This window comes from Epilithonimonas hungarica (genome assembly GCF_900102265.1).
GTDB lineage: Bacteria > Bacteroidota > Bacteroidia > Flavobacteriales > Weeksellaceae > Epilithonimonas > Epilithonimonas hungarica.
Genome location: NZ_FNBH01000003.1, coordinates 200,455 through 218,515, shown reverse-complemented (window position 1 = coordinate 218,515; position 18,061 = coordinate 200,455). Strand labels below are relative to the sequence as shown.

At 35.5% G+C, this 18,061-nt stretch carries 18 protein-coding genes; 9 read left to right on the top strand and 9 right to left on the bottom strand.

Annotated elements, in window-relative coordinates; genetic code table 11:
- The first annotated feature begins 64 nt into the window (after nt 1-64).
- Nucleotides 65-871, top strand: coding sequence for a laminin B domain-containing protein (locus tag BLT30_RS12800; RefSeq protein WP_089873938.1), 807 nt, complete (start codon nt 65-67; stop codon nt 869-871).
- 49 nt (nt 872-920) lie between these two features.
- Here BLT30_RS12800 and mnmD read toward each other — a convergent pair whose 3' ends face one another.
- Nucleotides 921-1,595 carry a tRNA (5-methylaminomethyl-2-thiouridine)(34)-methyltransferase MnmC2 gene (gene mnmD, locus BLT30_RS12795; protein ID WP_089873937.1) on the bottom strand — a complete coding sequence of 225 codons (675 nt, stop codon included), beginning with the start codon at nt 1,593-1,595 and terminating at the stop codon, nt 921-923.
- Between the two features lie 83 nt (nt 1,596-1,678).
- Between mnmD and BLT30_RS12790 the strand changes: the two genes are divergently transcribed.
- The 3 genes from BLT30_RS12790 to BLT30_RS12780 all read left to right on the top strand — a co-directional run bounded on the left by BLT30_RS12790 (nt 1,679) and on the right by BLT30_RS12780 (nt 4,529).
- A complete protein-coding gene (locus BLT30_RS12790; protein WP_089873936.1) occupies nt 1,679-2,749 on the top strand; it encodes a branched-chain amino acid aminotransferase in 1,071 nt (356 codons plus the stop codon).
- A gap of 148 nt (nt 2,750-2,897) precedes the next feature.
- The gene (locus tag BLT30_RS12785) at nt 2,898-3,410 is read left to right on the top strand and encodes an FKBP-type peptidyl-prolyl cis-trans isomerase (RefSeq protein WP_089873935.1); all 513 of its coding nucleotides are present in this window, start codon (nt 2,898-2,900) and stop codon (nt 3,408-3,410) included.
- Nucleotides 3,411-3,431: 21 nt separating this feature from the next.
- The gene (locus tag BLT30_RS12780) at nt 3,432-4,529 is read left to right on the top strand and encodes a peptidylprolyl isomerase (protein WP_089873934.1); all 1,098 of its coding nucleotides are present in this window, start codon (nt 3,432-3,434) and stop codon (nt 4,527-4,529) included.
- A gap of 75 nt (nt 4,530-4,604) precedes the next feature.
- Here BLT30_RS12780 and BLT30_RS12775 read toward each other — a convergent pair whose 3' ends face one another.
- From BLT30_RS12775 to BLT30_RS12750, 6 genes are all read right to left on the bottom strand, one after another.
- Complete coding sequence (locus tag BLT30_RS12775; RefSeq protein WP_089873933.1) at nt 4,605-5,141, bottom strand: biliverdin-producing heme oxygenase; 537 nt, start codon at nt 5,139-5,141, stop codon at nt 4,605-4,607.
- Nucleotides 5,122-7,329: an ATP-binding protein gene (locus BLT30_RS12770; protein WP_089873932.1), complete on the bottom strand. Its 2,208-nt coding sequence runs from the start codon at nt 7,327-7,329 to the stop codon at nt 5,122-5,124. The genes BLT30_RS12775 and BLT30_RS12770 overlap by 20 nt, the downstream gene beginning before the upstream one ends.
- Nucleotides 7,330-7,540: 211 nt before the next feature.
- On the bottom strand, nt 7,541-8,782 hold the full coding sequence (locus BLT30_RS12765; RefSeq protein ID WP_089873931.1) for a DUF1015 domain-containing protein: 1,242 nt from the start codon (nt 8,780-8,782) through the stop codon (nt 7,541-7,543).
- 3 nt (nt 8,783-8,785) lie between these two features.
- Nucleotides 8,786-9,742: a D-2-hydroxyacid dehydrogenase gene (locus BLT30_RS12760; protein WP_089873930.1), complete on the bottom strand. Its 957-nt coding sequence runs from the start codon at nt 9,740-9,742 to the stop codon at nt 8,786-8,788.
- 161 nt (nt 9,743-9,903) lie between these two features.
- Nucleotides 9,904-10,959, bottom strand: a complete 1,056-nt coding sequence (serC, locus tag BLT30_RS12755) for a 3-phosphoserine/phosphohydroxythreonine transaminase (protein ID WP_089873929.1) — start codon at nt 10,957-10,959, stop codon at nt 9,904-9,906.
- A 27-nt stretch (nt 10,960-10,986) separates the two neighbouring features.
- A complete protein-coding gene (locus tag BLT30_RS12750) occupies nt 10,987-11,337 on the bottom strand; it encodes a 4Fe-4S binding protein (RefSeq protein WP_027382188.1) in 351 nt (116 codons plus the stop codon).
- A 49-nt stretch (nt 11,338-11,386) separates the two neighbouring features.
- On the opposite strand from BLT30_RS12750, the gene BLT30_RS12745 reads away from it, so the two are divergent.
- Complete coding sequence (locus BLT30_RS12745) at nt 11,387-12,421, top strand: acyl-CoA reductase (protein WP_089873928.1); 1,035 nt, start codon at nt 11,387-11,389, stop codon at nt 12,419-12,421.
- Nucleotides 12,422-12,432: 11 nt separating this feature from the next.
- Here the strand turns inward: BLT30_RS12745 and BLT30_RS12740 are convergent, their stop codons facing one another.
- Nucleotides 12,433-12,726, bottom strand: a complete 294-nt coding sequence (locus BLT30_RS12740; RefSeq protein WP_089873927.1) for a zinc ribbon domain-containing protein — start codon at nt 12,724-12,726, stop codon at nt 12,433-12,435.
- Nucleotides 12,727-12,879: 153 nt separating this feature from the next.
- Between BLT30_RS12740 and BLT30_RS12735 the strand changes: the two genes are divergently transcribed.
- Nucleotides 12,880-15,312: an alpha-ketoacid dehydrogenase subunit alpha/beta gene (locus BLT30_RS12735; RefSeq protein ID WP_089873926.1), complete on the top strand. Its 2,433-nt coding sequence runs from the start codon at nt 12,880-12,882 to the stop codon at nt 15,310-15,312.
- 4 nt (nt 15,313-15,316) lie between these two features.
- Here the strand turns inward: BLT30_RS12735 and BLT30_RS12730 are convergent, their stop codons facing one another.
- Nucleotides 15,317-15,577, bottom strand: a complete 261-nt coding sequence (locus BLT30_RS12730; RefSeq protein ID WP_089873925.1) for a hypothetical protein — start codon at nt 15,575-15,577, stop codon at nt 15,317-15,319.
- A 173-nt stretch (nt 15,578-15,750) separates the two neighbouring features.
- Between BLT30_RS12730 and BLT30_RS12725 the strand changes: the two genes are divergently transcribed.
- The 3 genes from BLT30_RS12725 to BLT30_RS12715 all read left to right on the top strand — a co-directional run bounded on the left by BLT30_RS12725 (nt 15,751) and on the right by BLT30_RS12715 (nt 18,046).
- Nucleotides 15,751-16,251 carry a GbsR/MarR family transcriptional regulator gene (locus BLT30_RS12725; protein WP_089873924.1) on the top strand — a complete coding sequence of 167 codons (501 nt, stop codon included), beginning with the start codon at nt 15,751-15,753 and terminating at the stop codon, nt 16,249-16,251.
- Nucleotides 16,252-16,448: 197 nt separating this feature from the next.
- Nucleotides 16,449-17,267: a DCC1-like thiol-disulfide oxidoreductase family protein gene (locus tag BLT30_RS12720; RefSeq protein ID WP_089873923.1), complete on the top strand. Its 819-nt coding sequence runs from the start codon at nt 16,449-16,451 to the stop codon at nt 17,265-17,267.
- A 62-nt stretch (nt 17,268-17,329) separates the two neighbouring features.
- Nucleotides 17,330-18,046, top strand: coding sequence for a YqjF family protein (locus tag BLT30_RS12715; protein WP_089873922.1), 717 nt, complete (start codon nt 17,330-17,332; stop codon nt 18,044-18,046).
- The last annotated feature ends 15 nt before the right edge of the window (nt 18,047-18,061 follow it).

Here is an 18,061-nt window from a genome sequence, read left to right as displayed (position 1 = left end):
CGTATTGTTTTGATTTTCAATTTGTTTGAATTTTACATCTATTAATAATTCAAACATTGGTAAAATGAAAACAAAATTATTTTCTTTTTTAGGTCTTATTGGTTTTACACTAATTTTTTCGCAGGATATCACCAGTACTTTTGATACAGATGACGAAGGCTGGCTAGTTGTTGGAGATGCCACAAGTAGTGCTCCGGATTGGCATTCTACAAATGGAAATCCTGGTGGTTATATTTCTGCAGATGACACAGTTGCTGGCGGCGTTTGGTATTGGGAAGCTCCAAGTAAATTCAAAGGGAATCAACTGGCGTCTTTTGGGAGGAATTTGAAATTTCAGCTGACTCAGAATAATTTTTCAAGTCCATTCGACTACTATGATGTAATTATCGAAGGAAATAATAAAACCTTAGTTATAGATTTATCTCCAAATCCTCTTGCAACTTGGACGCAGTATGTTGTGAAATTAGATAATTCTGTTGCTTGGAAAATCAACACGTTTGAAGGAGATCTTGCTACCAATAATGACATTCAAGAAGTGTTATCCAACATTGCAAGTCTTAAAATAAGAGGAGAATTCGAATCCGGTCCAGACACAGGTCAATTGGACAATGTGATTTTAGAAAGCAATTCTTTGTCTGTTGATGATATCCAAAATAAGAAGTTTCAGGTTTATCCAAATCCAACTAAAGATTACATCAATCATTCTAAGGACTATAAAAAGCTGGAAGTAATAAGTGTGGATGGAAGAGTATTAATGACCAATTCTAATAATTCTAAAATTAATTTGTCAGATCTTTCTGCTGGAATTTATATAATTAGGGTTTATAATCTTGATGATTCAATTAGAACATTTAAAATTATTAAAAAATAAAATATTAATTGATCAATAAAAGCAGAACTCGATTGAGTTCTGCTTTTTATTATTTTTTCCAAGCAATCAGCATTTCTCTTTTTCCAGGTGGGCCTTGTCTTTTCTCGACTTCGAAACCTAATTCTATTAAGGCTCGTCTCATAGTTCCTTTGGAAGAATAAGTTGTCAATAATCCTCCTGTCTTCATTTTGGATGCAACGATCTCAAATATTTCCTTTTCCCAAAGGTCAGGCTGAACTCTTGCTCCAAAACAATCAAAATAAACCAAATCGATAGGAGGTAGATCCATATTTTTTATATTGAAGAAGTCGTCTTTTATTTTTTTGAGATTAAAATTAACATCTAGTTCAACTAATTTTTCCCATTCCGTTTTGTGGATTTTTAAAGACAGATCTTTAAGGATTTGGTTCGGAAATAATTCAGAATAAGACAATTCTGATGCTTCTTCAAAAAAAATCGGATATTTTTCTACGCCAAAATAATTGATCACATGATTTTTGTCATTTCGCAAATATTCATCAAATGTTACCAAAACGTTAAGACCTGTTCCAAAACCTAACTCTAAAATATTAATTTCACAATAATTTATTAAATTAAGTCCATTTTTGACAAATACATGTATTGCCTCTTGTAAAGCACCATGTTTAGAATGATAGGTTTCATTTAAATCATTGATTAATAATGTATTACTTCCATCACTAGTGCTGATCAATTCTCTTTTCAAAGTATTTTTTTACAAAATTAAACTAAATTTTTATTATTAAAAAATTATTATATATTTGTAATACCTCAACAAAAAATTAAAAAATGATAATTCAAAAATCTACCAACCCAAGAATCTCAACATTCGATCCTGATAATTTTTCATTTGGAAACACTTTTATCGACCATATGATAATTTGTGAATATGAGAATGGAAAATGGGGGGACGTTCAATTAGTACCTTACGGTCCGATCGGTTTTACCCCTGCAATGATGGGGGTTAATTACGGGCAAGCATGTTTCGAGGGAATGAAAGCTTATAAAGATAAAGATGGTCATGTATTCCTTTTTCGTCCAGAAAAGAACTTTCAACGCATTAACAAATCCGCAAAAAGATTGGCAATTCCTGAGATTTCCGAAGACATATTCCTGGAAGGCCTGAAAGCTTTGGTAGATATAGATAGAGACTGGATCCCACACGGAGAAGGAATGTCTTTATATCTAAGGCCGCTTTTATTTGCGACAGAAGAAGCGCTTAAAGCTAGGATCTCAGAAAAATATATGTTCGCCATCGTTGCAACACCCGCTAAAAGTTATTACACCGCACCCGTTTCTGTAAAGATTGCCGACCATTATTCCAGAGCGGCAAGTGGAGGCGTGGGTGCTGCTAAAGCTGCAGGAAACTATGCTGCATCTTTCTACCCGACACAATTGGCCATAGAAGAAGGCTACGAGCAAATTATCTGGACGGATGATTGTTCACATGAGTATTTTGAGGAAAGTGGTACGATGAACGTTTTTGTAAGGATCAATGATACCATTTATACCCCAAAGACTTCTGATAAGATCTTGGATGGTGTTACAAGAGATAGTTTTATCCAACTTGCCAAGAAAAGAGGTATCGAATTGGTCATAGGTGATGTGAAAGTTTCTGATGTTATCGAAGCTCAAAGGAACGGAACCCTGAAAGAAGTTTGGGGTGTTGGGACAGCGGTTGTTACAAGCATTTTTCAAGCATTGGGCTACCAAGGCGAGCATCTTTTATTACCGGAACTTTCTGACGAAGAAAGTTTTGCCGCCATGCTGAAAAAAGATCTGGTAGACATCCAGACCAATAATGCAGAAGACCCTTTTGGATGGAGAGTTTTGGTTGAAGAAAATGTCTATAGTCTTTAGAGTTAAATAAAAGTAAATTGAAGAACAAAGACCGGAAATTATTTTCCGGTTTTTGTTTTAATGATAATTAAGTCTATTAAAATTCTTATTTTTGCACCTGTCCTCTGGAGTTTTTTGTTTTATTGCTAGAGAACACTTGATCCGATCAATGAAAAAAGTAATTTATATAGCATCTCTGATATTGTTGACAGCTTGCGCAAAGCAGCCAAATATCCATCAATCCGAAGAACGAACTATGACGGAAAGCGATTTGGAGATCTCCAAAAACAGAACCAAAGAACTTAATGATCTAGAACGATTGCAGATACAAGATTGGATCAATTCTCAAAGTGTGAAATATTATCCAATGGGAATGAATTATTGGGTCAACATCCCAAATCTCGAAAACAAACATCGCAAGAATGATGGGGAAAAAGTCTCCTATGAATATTATATCTATGATTTTGACAGAACCAAAGTTTACGAAACACCTATAGGAAATACAAATGTCACCTTTGGACGCTTCAACGAAATGGACGCCGTAGAAGATGTCATAAGATATCTGGAAAAAGGGCAAGAAGCGGAACTATTGATCCCATCTGTTTTAGCTTACGGGACATATGGTGATAACAAAAAAATAACCAATGATACACCTTTGATCATTAAAGTAAAAGTATTATAAAAAACAACGATATTATAAGCAATGAAGAAAATTATAGCACTTTCTATAACATTATTAACATTAATAAATTGTAAAACATTGGAAATAGACAAAGAAGTTTATAAAAGTCTGCCAGACGGACTTTATGGGAATTTGGTAACGAGCAAAGGGGATATTCTGGTGAAATTCGAAGATGAGAAATCGCCGGTTACCGTTGCTAATTTTGTAGGCCTTGCTGAAGGTAAGATCGAAAACAAATCCAAGAAAAAAGGAGAACCTTTCTATGATGGTACAATTTTCCACAGAGTGATCAAAGATTTCATGATTCAAGGTGGTGATCCTCAAGGAACAGGAATGGGAGATCCGGGCTATAAATTCGCTGATGAGAAAAACGATCTTCAACACACAGGAAAGGGAATTTTATCTATGGCTAATTCCGGACCTAATACCAACGGTTCACAATTCTTTATTACAGAAGTTGCAACGCCTTGGTTGGACGGAAGACATACTATTTTTGGTAAAGTTGTACGTGGTGAAGCCGTTATCGATTCTATTGCGAATGTAGAAAAAGGTGCTCAAGACAAGCCTAAAACGGATATCGTTCTTACCAAAGTTGCCGTTTTTGGTAAAGGAGACAAATACAAGCATTATGATGCATCAAAAGTTTTCGCTGAAGGAAAAGAAAAAATCGAAGAAAAAAATAAGGCATATTTAACTAAAGCCGAAGAAGAGAAGAAGAGAAAAGAAGAGGAGTTCAAAGCCAATCAACAAAAATTGGTTGATAACCTAAAGGCAGGAATGCAATCTACTCCTTCCGGATTATTCTATAAAATCACAAAAACAACGACTGGAGCTGCTCCAACGGCAGGACAAACTGTTGCTGTGCATTATGCCGGGAAATTGGTAAATGGAGAAGAGTTTGACAATTCTTTCAAAAGAGGGCAGCCTATCGATATTCCAATTGGTGTTGGACAAGTTATCAAAGGTTGGGACGAAGGAATCATGCTTCTTAAAGAGGGTGAAACTGCAACATTGTTGATCCCGCCAACTCTGGGTTATGGAGAAAGAGGAGCAGGAGGTGTCATCCCACCAAATGCATGGTTGGTTTTCGATGTGGAACTAGTTAAAATCGGAGGTTAACCTATACACATAATAACAAGAAAAAGGAGCGAAATTAATTTCGCTCCTTTTTCTTGTTAAAAATATTGGTATCTATTATACTAATAGCTGATAAGCCTTTTTAGCTCCGGTCACACAATCGTCATATTGTTCTTCGGTAATTTTCTCATCAATAATAGATTTGAATTCCTGCCAGAACGGTCCCGTATTTTCTCCATAAACTCCAAAATAATTGAACTCTATATTTTCGAATTCCGGGTTTCTTTTCAGTTGCTTTGCGATGACATTTCCACCCAAAGTTGAACCTTCCATAACGTATAAAGCACCAAAAGCCTCTGCTTCGTTTTCAAGATTTTGAGTAGGAGCTTCTGACTGTGTCTCAATGTTCAAATTATTTAAATCAACTTTAAGAGCATCCACCTTGCTTCTTAGGTCCAATTTCAATTCAGGATAACCTTTCAATTGTTCCTGGATCTGAGGTTCATATCTGCTGATCAGCTTATAATTATGAATCAGTAATTTCTTATAATCATCTAAAGTATATGACTTATCGAAGATCTTTTGAGATTGTAATTTCGCTTCTGTATCGTCGTGTTGTTGTTTTGTCTGTTCCTTAAGAAATACTGAAATCATAATTGGGTTTTTGAAATTTTAATATAAATGTTGTTCCTTTTCCACTTTCGCTCTCATAGCTTATTTTTCCACCCATCTTATCCATCAGATGATGAACAATGCTTAGTCCTACACCATTTCCGTGGAAATCTTTTGCATTACTCATTCTACTGAAGATCTTGAACATTTTATTAGAATCTTCTTTTTTAATTCCTATCCCGTTGTCGGATATCCTATAAGTTACATCATCTTCATAGACCTCTCCCACGATCTTGACTTGAGGTTTTTCTGATTTTGAAGAATATTTCACAGCATTGCCGATGATGTTCACAAAAACCTGATAAACCATTGTTTGATTCCCCAAAACTTCCGGAGTGTCCTCTATGATGATTTCTGTATGAGGGGAGTTGAAACTTATTTTTGACTCCTCAGCTAATTTATTGATCAATGAATCCACTTCAACCCGTTTGAGTTCTATTTCAGATTTTTTGATCTTGCTTAGCTCAAGTACATTTTTGATCATATCACTCATAGAATCAACCTGATTAATGATCGCATCAATGAATTTCTTAGAATTATCATTAACTTGAGACGTTCTCTGAAGCATCTGTGCATTTAGTTTGATGACAGTTAGCGGTGTATTGAGGTCATGCGAGATCGTATAAGAAAAGGTATCCAATTCTTGATTCAGTTCCTTTAACTTACTATTAAGGTCTTGAATCTGTGATGATTTGGTGTGAGATGCTTTTAGAATGACAGATGTGATCCATTTTGCCGATTCTATCTCCTTGATCTTCCAAGGTAGGGAAGTCCCTTTCACATATTCTTTCCAGACCTCAAAGGATTTTCTTGGGGAAAATTTGATGATCTCTATACCATCTTTTATTTCTGAAACAGTTCTTTTTTCTGGTTTTCCTGCCCATTTGATTTTTTGGCCTTGCTCTTTTCTCAGCCAGATCAGCATATCGGAAGTATTATTTCCCAAAACACTGATGATGATCCCACAACTGGTTTCCGGATTTTCTAATTCCGTATCGATCTTTTTACAGAAAGTATCGGAAATAAATATATTTTCCTCAAAATCCTGATTGTTATCTATGCTCCATTTGATGATCTTTTCTATATCAGAATTATTCGGTACACTTCCTGCCGTTATTATCTCATTATTGATTTTAATAATCATTCCATCAGCATCGCAAGTTTCTCTTATATCCTGAATATTATTCTCTAGACCTTTTTTAAAACTCTCTTCACTGAGGAGATTTTGCCGAAGCGAGATATTATTGAGATTGATTCTCTGATATTCTTCCAAAGTTTGTAGAGACCTGTTCGCCGAAAATGTATTGGCAGATGTCCGGGTAAGCGTCTCCACCAACAATCTGCTTTGTATGTCCAAATGTTTTGGTTTTGCATTTTGACAAGCTACCAATCCCCATAATTTACCATTCACAATGATAGAAGTACTGAAACTTGCTTCTACGCCTGCATTTTTGAGATACTCTCTGTGAACGGGAGAAGAAGACCTGGTAACGCTGTATGTCAGATCAATATTTTCCTTGGGAATGATACCAACGATCGGGAATGTTTTCCCAGAAACATGCGAAGTAATCCTTACTGGATTTTTAAGATATAGTTCCCTTGCCTGCGCAGGAATATCAGATTCCGGATAGTGCAGATGTAGATAACTATCAAGGTCAGGCTTTACCAATTCTTCTATCACTTCGCCACTACCGTCATACAGAAACTGGTAGATCATCACACGATCAAAATCTATGATCTCCTGAATTTCTTTTAGCAAAACAGCCCAGACATTATTGTCATTGGACATTCTCAGAATATTTTGAACTGCCGCATATTCCTTATTGATCTTATGATTCGGAAGGACTTTCTCTATCTCAAAAAAAGTGATCTCATTATTGGTATGGATACTTAAGGTATATTCTTCGTTTTTAAATCCAATATGCTGTATTGCAAGATTTTCATTGGAAGAATAATTTTCCCAATTGACATCGATATCATAATTTTTGAAAAATGCATGAATGTCTGTTCCAATGACAGAATCAGAACCTAAAGAAAACAGCTCCAAAACATTCTGGCTGTAAGAAACTATTTTAGAATTTTGAGTGCCAATTAGAAAACCGTATTCCTGGACTTCTCCACAGATATGAATGGGTTCCTGATCACAATTGATATATTCCTTGGGGTACATAATTGATTATTAATTTGATATACCTTTTGTGTTTTGTCTAGTAAAGATATATAATATAATTAACAATTGTTAATTATATTTGGAATTTGAGTTTTATATTAAAAATATTTTGTTTAAGATGTTGGATTTCAATTTCAAAAGTTAAATTAACAGATATAGGGTAATAAAAAAATGGCAATAACTGCCACTTTTTATTCTATTTCCTCAAAGGTTACTTCATATCATACATTATCAAAGCTGTGATGAGTTTCGGTTCGATCAGGGTACATTTTGGAGGCATTTTGATCTCTTTATCAGAAACTTTCAATAGATCCGTAAAACTGATGGGATAGATTCCGAATCCTACCTTATATTCTCCGTTGTCCACTCTTTCTTTCAGGTCGCTGATCCCATTTATATCAGATGTTCCCTTTTGATAGGTGATTTTATCGGTATGTTTCGCATTCTCTATTCCGAAGATCTTTTCGAAAATATATTTGTCGACTAAATGATGGTCCAAATCATTTCCATTTCTGTTTTCCTCACGGATATTGTGCTTCACGTGCAGGCTATAAAACTTACCATTTAGATACATGCTGATGTGGAACTTCTGTGAAGGGAAATAAGGAGCTTCCCCTTTTTCGTGAATTTGGAAATCCTCTTTTAGCTTTTCTAGAAAATCTTCTTCTGATAGGCCATTTAAATCCTTAAGAAGACGATTGTAGTCATTGATCTTGATCGATTGGTTAGAAACTATAAAGCTGTAAACAAAGTTATAGTGCTCCGTGCCGTGTGATCTTTTACTTTTATCTCTTTGTTTTTTTGCATATTCCGCAACAGAACCTATACGATGATGGCCATCTGCAATGTAGAACGAATCAATAGGGTCAAGAACTTCCTTGAATTGCTGAAGTTTCAGCCTGTTGTCAATTCTCCAGATCTTATGCTTTACGCCCTTTTCATCTTTGTAATTGATGATTGGAACATTCTTTTGTTCATGGGTCATCAATAATTCTACTTTCGAGTTAGAATGGTAGGTCAGAAGAACAGGCTCAGCCTGAACGCCTACTTTTTCAAGGTAATGTGCCATTTTCATTCTTCTTTCGGTGATTGTAGATTCATGCTTCTTGATTTTCCCTTCCCAGAAATCATCTACACTTACCAACCCCATAAGTCCTCTGAAGGTGGTTTTATCTGGCATTGTTTGTTCGTAGAGATAATATGCAGAATCATCCTGCATTAATTTTTTATCCTCTAACATCTCTTCAAAATTAGATCTGATCTTTCGAAGGTTTCTATCTACATCTTTTGACTTGCTAACAACAGCAGGTTTTATCATTTGAATGTAAGAATCGTCCTGTTGTGCCTTCTTGTTGATCTCTTCCTGAGTAAAATTATCCAAAGAATAAGTAGGAAAAACATCGACAAGGTCAGGGTTTGGTCTGATTCCTCTAAATGGTTTAAATACTGGCATATATTATAGTTGAGCTTTTATTTTAATAATTTGTTGTGCTAACTCTTCCCCGATTCTGTTTTGAGCATCGATCGTGTTTCCGCCGACATGAGGAGAAAGAGATAGGGCAGGGTTCATTAATATCAATACTTCCGGGACAGGTTCTTTTTCAAAGACATCCAAAGCGGCACCATAGACCTTTCCGCTTTTTATAGCGTCTAATAAAGCCACCTCATTGATGACACCACCTCTTGCTGTATTGGCAATGAAAACACCTTCCTTCATCAGTCCTAATTCTTTGGAATCAATCAGATATTCGCCTGTGAAGCCTGTATTGAGGCTTATAAAATCGGCATTTCTTAAAACTTCATCTAAATTTACAGATTTAATTTCGAAATCCAAGGATTGACCATCAAAAAAGGTAAGCTGAATTTTCTCAGTTTTCGGTGTTCTGTTGTAAGCTAAGATTTTCATTCCGAGAGAAATACCCATTTTGATCACTTCGATTCCAATATTTCCCATTCCGATGACGCCAAGGGTTTTTCCGGAAAGTTCAGTCGCATTGTTGAATGACTTTTTAAGCGCATTGAAATTGGTTTCCCCTTCCAAAGGCATCAATCTGTTGCTCTCGTGGAGAAATCTTGCCAATGAAAAAAAATGAGCAAAAACCAATTCTGCAACAGATTTGCAAGAAGCTTTTGGGGTATTGATGATATAAATACCTTTATCAATCGCATATTCTACATCAATGTTATCCATCCCGATTCCGCCACGACCGATGATTTTAAGATTCGGACATTCATCTATCAGATCTTTTCTGACCTGCGTGGCACTTCTCACCAAAAGAGCATCAACATTGTTATCATTGATGAATTTGCTCAGATGTTCAGGAGATACTCTGGCTTCCAAAACCGTAATATCTGCCTCTTTCAGAAGCTGAACTCCCTTTTCGGAGATTCCATCATTAGCTAATACAATCATTGTTTAATTCAAAAATCCTTTAGTTACTGGGTTTTCTTGATTTGTTTGAGTTAAAAATCAAGGTTGGCTAAGATACGACTTTTTCTCCTGATTAACATTATATTAACAAAAAAACGTCCTGAATTAACAAGGACGTTTCTGATTTATAAGGAGAAAAGTAATTATATACTCTTCATCACATCTACTAAAACCTGCACGCTTTCGATTGGCATCGCATTGTAAATACTTGCTCTGTAGCCGCCCACACTTCTGTGACCGTTCAGTCCACTGATTCCAGCAGCTTTCCATGCTGTATCAAAAGCTTCCTGCTTAGATTCATCTGTCAGAGTGAAAGTCACATTCATAAAAGAACGGTCTTCAACAGCTGCCACACCTTGGAAATTCGGATTGTTGTCGATTTCGTCGTAAAGCAATTTGGCCTTGGCATTATTCTTAGCTTCAGCTGCCGCAATTCCACCGTTTTCTTCCAGATGCTTCAATGTCAAATAAGAGGCATAAACCGCAAATACCGGAGGTGTATTAGACATTGATTCTTTATCGATATGAACTGCGTAATCCAGATAAGTTGGAATCTGTCTTCTTGTTTTTCCAAGAATTGATTTTTTAACCACGACCAAAGTTGCCCCAGCCGGACCCATATTTTTCTGAGCACCTGCATAGATCAGATCGAACTGAGAAAAATCCAACTGTCTGCTGAAAATATCAGAAGACATATCGCAAACCAAAAGTGTGTCTACTTTTGGGAAAGACTTCATCTGGGTTCCAAAAATCGTGTTGTTGGAAGTACAGTGGAAATAATCGTATTCTGAACCAACAGTAAAATCTTTTGGAATATAATTATAATTAGACTCTTTAGAAGAAGCAACAACATCTACATTACCAATCATTTTAGCTTCCTTTATTGCGCCTGACGCCCAAGTTCCCGTGTTGGTATAAGCTGCTTTTCCGTCCACAGACAAAAGATTGTAAGGAACCATCAAAAACTGAAGACTTGCTCCGCCTTGCAGATACAGCACTTCATAATCGTCGCCAAGATTCATCAGTCTTTTTACAATAGCACGAGCTTCATCCATTACCGCAACGAAATCTTTACTTCTATGGGAGATCTCCAAAAGAGACAAACCAATTCCGTTGAAATCAAGGATGGCTTCCGAAGCCTTTTGGAAAACTTCCTGTGGTAAAATACTTGGACCTGCGCTAAAATTATGTTTTTTCATTAGTTTATTTTGATTAAGTGATTTAGATTATTCGTTGTGAAGGAAGGCCTTTTTAGCTAGAAGTTGCTCTTCAGTTTCTACATGGTCTTCATCCGGTACGCAACAGTCCACAGGGCAAACAGCCGCACACTGCGGTTCCTCGTGAAAGCCTTTACATTCGGTACATTTGTCGGTTACAATGAAGTAATAATCGTCCGCAACAGGTTCCTGAGCTGCATTTGCATCTACAGTAAGGCCTGATGATAAAACTACCATTCCTCTCAGTTCTGTACCTTCTGACGCTTTCCAGTCTACAGCTCCTTCATAGATGGCGGTGTTGGGACATTCCGGTTCACAAGCACCACAATTTATACATTCATCAGTTATCTTGATAGCCATTGCTATTTTATTTTTAATTTTGTGCAAAATTACAAAAAAAAAGCCAGCTATGCTGAACGAAAACAAAATTTTGGGGCTCGAAAAATTAGGAAATTTCATCAAAGATTCTTTAAAAAAAGAGGAAGATAATTACAATGAAAAAGAGGAACGCTTAGCTTATCTGATGACGCGCTCTGAGATTGAAAATCCTTGGTTCACAAAAGAGAACCAAAGATACAATTTAGAACAATGGTCAGGACTTTTCACCAAAGAAAATATCGAAAACTGGCTTTCAAAATATCAACTTTCCAATACTCCTAAAAGAGTAGGGCTGATATTGGCAGGTAATATTCCGCTGGTTGGATTTCACGATGTTATTTCTGTGATATTGAGCAACAACATCCCTGTCATCAAATTATCCTCAAAAGACCGGTTGGTTTTGCCTTTCCTTTTAGAATTATGGAATGAATTTTCAAATCAAGAAATTGAATATCATATTGTTGAAAAATTAGAAAACTTCGATGCGGTTATCGCAACCGGAAGCAACAATACCGCGAGATATCTGGAATATTATTTCAAAAACAGCATGAGTATCATCAGAAAAAACAGAACTTCTATCGCGGTTTTGAAAGGCGATGAATCGGATGAGGAATTGAAGTTATTATCCAATGATATCTTCCGGTATTTTGGGCTAGGCTGTAGAAATGTAACGAGAATCTTGATTCCCAAGGACTTTAAGTTAGACAGATTATTTGAGAATTTCATCAATTACCGGGAAGTCATTAATCATAATAAATATGCCAATAATTATGACTATAACAAAGCGATCTATTTACTGAACAGAGATCTTTTCTGGGACAATAATTTTGTAATGATGAAAGAAGATGAGAAACTGTTCAGCCCGTTATCTGTGATTAATTTTTCCCGTTATGAAACTTTGGACGAAGTAAAACAATTCGTAGAAACCAACAAAGAAGAAATCCAAACCATTGTTGCAAAACCAGAATTGGGATTGGAATCGATTGGTTTTGGAGAGTCGCAAAATCCTTCATTGGATACCTATGCGGATAATGTCGATACGATGGCTTTTTTATCGGTGATTTAATTTATTTATCTTTAAACCACATCAATACTGACGATCAGTACGGAAAGTATGATACAGAGTAGAGCAACAAAAAAAAGTATATCAGCAATATTCTCTAATATATTAGACGTTTTTTCCTTTGTTGATTTTATTGCTAAAAATGATAAAATACAACTTATTGAAAGACAGAAAATAGCTCCCACAGCAAATTCGTCCAGATAAGAATGATGATTGAACTTGGTGATCTTCAAAGAAGTCAATATGACCAAACAAAATCCTAAAAGATTTGTAGAAGCGTTAAGTATATGTGGCGCGGTTTTGTTCATTAAAATATATTTTGATTAAATTTATCAAAATATTATACAAATCAAATAGTGTTTATCATAGTTTATAAATACTTAAAAATTTCTTTAAAACTCAAAATATCATTTTCGTAAAAATTAGCGAAAAAATTTTATATTTGTCAAAATACTCAGGCTATGCAATCAACTTATATAGAAACTCAACAAGTATCATTTCAGGACTTCAAAAATAGTGTGATCCATGATTACCGTTTGGGAAGAATTTCTCGTGAGATGTCATATTTGGGAAGGCGAGAAGTGCTTACGGGTAAAGCAAAATTCGGGATTTTTGGAGACGGGAAGGAGTTGCCGCAGTTGGCGATGGCGAAGGTTTTCAGAAACGGGGATTTCCGTTCGGGCTACTATCGCGACCAGACATTTGCTTTGGCAATAGACGCTGTTTCTATAGAAAGCTTTTTTGCACAATTGTATGCAGATACAAGCGTAGAAAGGGAGCCTGCTTCTGCCGGAAGACAAATGAACGGCCATTATGCAACAAGAAGTTTGAATGAAGACGGAAGCTGGAAAGACCTAACAGCCCAAAAGAATATATCATCAGATATTTCTCCAACCGCGGGACAAATGCCGAGGTTATTAGGATTGGCTCAAGCCTCTAAGATTTACAGATCTGTAAAGTTTGAGGGTTCCGAGAAATTCTCAAAAGACGGAAATGAAGTTGCTTTTGGAACGATTGGAGATGCTTCTACAGCCGAAGGTCATTTCTGGGAAACCCTAAATGCAGCGTGTGCTTTGCAGGTTCCTATGATTGTTTCGATTTGGGATGATGGTTATGGGATCTCCGTACCTACACAAAACCAAAGAGCTAAAGCGGATATTTCTGAGATGCTTTCAGGTTTTCAAAGAAACGAAGATGAAAAGCAAGGCTGCGAGATAATCCAGGTGAAAGCGTGGGATTATCCAGCATTGATGGAAGCTTATGCAAAAGCAGAACATTTCGCAAGATACGAGAGCGTTCCTGTCATAATTCACGTGACTGAAGTGACCCAGCCTCAGGGACATTCTACTTCCGGTTCTCACGAACGTTACAAATCGGAAGATAGATTGAATTGGGAATCTGAGTTTGATGGATTATTGAAATTCAGAGAGTGGATTTTGGACTATAATATAGAAATCGAAGGTCAGGAAGAAGTTTTAGCAACTATTGAAGAATTGGATTCAATTGATTCTGAAGCTAAAAAATTAGTGAAGGAAGGTCAGAAGAGAGCTTGGGAATATTATCAGAACACAATTTCTGAAATTAAAAATAAAGTTCTTCCAATGATCGAATTGCTTCAAAACCAGAATTCTGAAATTGGTACTTTGATTGAAAACTTCAAAAAAATAATTTCGGTTTCCAAAAAAGATGTTTTTTCATTGGTAAGGAAATCTTTGTTGGTGACAAGAACTAATCATTCTTCAGAAAGACAACAACTTCAGAATATTTACAATGAAATCCTGAAAGTTGAAAAAGATAATTATTCTTCCCATTTATATTCGGAATCTGAATGGAAAGCAACAAATGTGAAAGAAATCGAACCAATATTCTCTGAAAATTCGGAAGATGTGGACGGAAGAGTTGTTATCAGAAATAACTTTGATAGAATCTTTGAAAAATACCCTGAAACTCTTGTTTTTGGTGAAGATGCCGGAAATATCGGAGATGTGAATCAAGGTCTGGAAGGACTTCAGGAAAAATATGGTAATGTAAGAATTGCTGATACGGGCATCCGCGAAGCAACTATTCTTGGACAAGGAATTGGCTTGGCAATGAGGGGTTTAAGACCAATTGCGGAAATACAATATCTAGACTATATATTGTATTGCCTTCAAGGGATGAGCGATGATTTGGCAACAGTCCAGTATAGGACAAAGGGCGGCCAAAAGGCTCCAGTAATTATCAGAACAAGAGGGCATAGGCTAGAAGGCGTTTGGCATTCTGGCTCGCCAATGGCAGGAATTCTAAATTTGTCTAAGGGTATCAACATCTTAGTTCCAAGAAGCCTGACAAAAGCTGCAGGATTCTACAATACAATGCTACAAAGTGATGAACCAGCTTTGATCGTAGAATGCCTGAATGGCTATCGATTAAAAGAAAAACAACCAGATAATCTAGGCGAATTCACAGTTCCTGTTGGGAAAATAGAAGTGACCAGAGAAGGTAAAGATGTGACTTTGGTTACTTATGGCTCAACTTGGAGAGTGGTGACAGAAGCGGCTAAGGAATTAGAAAAATTAGGAATTTCTGCAGAAGTTGTTGATGTTCAATCATTGATCCCTTTTGATTTGACACATGAAATTGCAGAAAGCGTGAAGAAAACCAACAGATTGGTAGTTATAGATGAAGATGTAGAAGGAGGAACTTCCGCGTTTATTCTTCAACAGATTTTAGAAAAACAAAAAGCTTTCAGATATTTGGATTCAGAACCCTTGACCATTGCCGCGAAAAATCACAGACCAGCATATGCAAGTGATGGGGATTATTTTAGTAAGCCTTCCGCAGATGATATTGTAGAAAAAGTTTATGCTATGTTCAATGAACTTGATCCGATTAAAAATCCTGCTATTTACTAATTTTTTAAAAATTAAATAATCCAAAGAAAACTTTTGAAGATTCTATTTTCAAAAGTTTATTTTTTTGAAGGTCTTCTATGAAATTTTGTTCGGTATCATGACGGATCAGAATATTTTCGAAAGTCGCTTTTCTATAGGAGTAAGCTTCCATAAAATCTTGATTGTCAATCCATTTTTGATGGTCCATTTTTTTCATCCAGCTCACGAATTCGGTTTCCGATTTTGTACGGAAACTTTTTTTTCTTTTTATTAAAGTATATTTCATAGTTTGTTTTTAGCAAATTTAACATTAATAAACCGTTATTCTTGGTTAAATTATAATTAAGTTTTCATTAAAAGTATTTGTTTCAATTCAGAAAATTTATTTAATTGTTTCAATAATTTTTGAAAGTTTAGAAAATTTAATTATATTTGTACAAGAATTTAATCATTACAAATATGAAACTCGACGAAGCCAAAGAAAAATACATCCAGACCTGGGGAACTTTTGCCACCAATTGGGGAATCAACAGAACAATGGCGCAGGTTCACGCACTTCTTCTGGCAAGTGGAAAACCGTTGTCCACCGATGATGTGATGGAGCAGTTGGAAGTTTCGCGCGGTAATGCCAATATGAATCTTCGGGCTCTGATGGATTGGGGAATTGTAAAAAAAGAATTCGTGAAAGGGGATAGGAAGGAATATTTCATTGCTGAAAAGGATGTCTGGTTTCTATTCAAACAGATTACAAAAGAACGTAGAAAACGGGAAATAGAACCTGTTGTCGCATTTTTGGAAGAATTAAAAAATGTAGATGACGATTCTCAGGAAGCCAAAGAATTTATCAAACTGATGGAAGATTTTGGAAACGTGACCAACAAGATCAACAACATAATGGACTTAGCGATAAAAAGCGATGACCATTGGCTGGTTGGAAAGATTACCAATTTATTGAAGTAAATGTCATTCTGAGCCTGTTGAAGAATCTAAAGGAATTCATTTTCCTTTTTTATTTCAAATTAATTTTCAAAAATTACTGAAAATATAAAAACATTAATAATTATGAAAAACCTAATATTTAAAATCATAATGTTCTTCCTTTTCAGAAGAAACCGAAGAACAAAGGGCGATTTCCTAAACCTTTAAAATCAAATACAATGAAAACTTTACAAAACCATGTTCTGATTTACGACAACGATTGTCCAATGTGTAATATCTATTCCAAAGGATTTATAAAAAGCAGAATGCTTGATGAGAATGGAAGAGAGGCTTTCTCTGAGATTTCTCCAGAAATCAAAAATATGATTGATTTTCACCGTTCAAAAAACGAAATAGCATTGATCAATACCAAAGAAAATAAAGTTATTTATGGATTAGAAAGTCTTTTGACAATCATTGGTAATTCTTTTCCGACTTTTGAAAAAATCGCGAGAGTAAAACCTTTGTATTGGTTTTTTCAAAGGCTTTACAAATTTGTGTCTTTCAACAGAAAACAAATCATTCCTTCGGCAAAAGATTTGACAAAAGACAATTGTGTTCCGGATTTCAATCTGAAATATAGACTTTTCTATCTTGGATTTGTTTTAATGTTTTCCGCTTATGTTCTAGGGTTTTATAATCAAAGATTGTTTCCGGATTTTAAAAACAACTTCGGGATAGAGTTCTTCATTTGTTGTATGCAAATCGTTTGGCAGAGTACATTTATGGGGATCTATCTTAAAAATAGAATTTGGGATTATCTTGGTAATATGATGACAGTTTCTCTACTCGGAACTTTACTTTTAATTCCAACTTTATTCTTTTATTTTAGTCAGATTTTCTATTTTATTTACTTCGGAATTGTTGTGTTCATCATGTTTCTGGAACATTTGAGACGATGCAGAATCTTACAATTTGGGATTGTTCCTACGATTTCCTGGATGATCTTCCGACTTACTTTCGGAGTGGTTCTTCTGTATATTGTCACGAATAGCTAAAAACTCAAGGAGCAAATCTGTACAATTAGCTTGACCTGTAAGCATTATAAAAAATTAAAAAGATGAAATTCCTAACCGCAGAATGGCGAAAACTGGCCATCATCAATTACGAGATCAATCCGGAAATTCTAAAACCTTATTTACCAAAAGGAACCGAACTCGATTTTTACAAAGAAAAATGTTTGGTAAGTCTTGTTGGTTTTATGTTTCTCAATACAAAACTTCTTGGGATTTCTGTTCCTTTTCATAAAAATTTCGAAGAAGTTAATTTGAGATTTTATGTGAAAAAATTGGAAAATGGGGACTGGAAAAGAGGCGTTGTCTTTATTAAGGAAATCGTTCCTAAAAAAGCTTTGAGCATGGTTGCCAACAAATTTTATAATGAAAATTATTGCACTTTGCCGATGGCACACTCAATTATTGAATCTGATAATGAACTTTCAGTTTCTTACAGCTGGCAAGCTTCAAAACTGAATACAATGACATTAAAAGCTGACAATATTCAGGGAGAAATGATTGAAGGCTCTGATTTCGAATTCATTACCGAACATTATTTCGGGTTTACCAAAAACGAAATTCAAACTTCTGAATACGAAGTGAAACATCCAAAATGGAATTTCTACAAAATCAAAAATTATGAACTAACAGTCGATTTCAAAGAAAATTATGGAAGCGTTTTTACTGTTTTAAATAATTCAAAACCAATATCAGCAATGCTTGCCGAAGGTTCTGAAATTGAAGTTCACACCAAGAGAAATTTGGAATTTACTATTAATTAAAAAAGCATTTTAAAC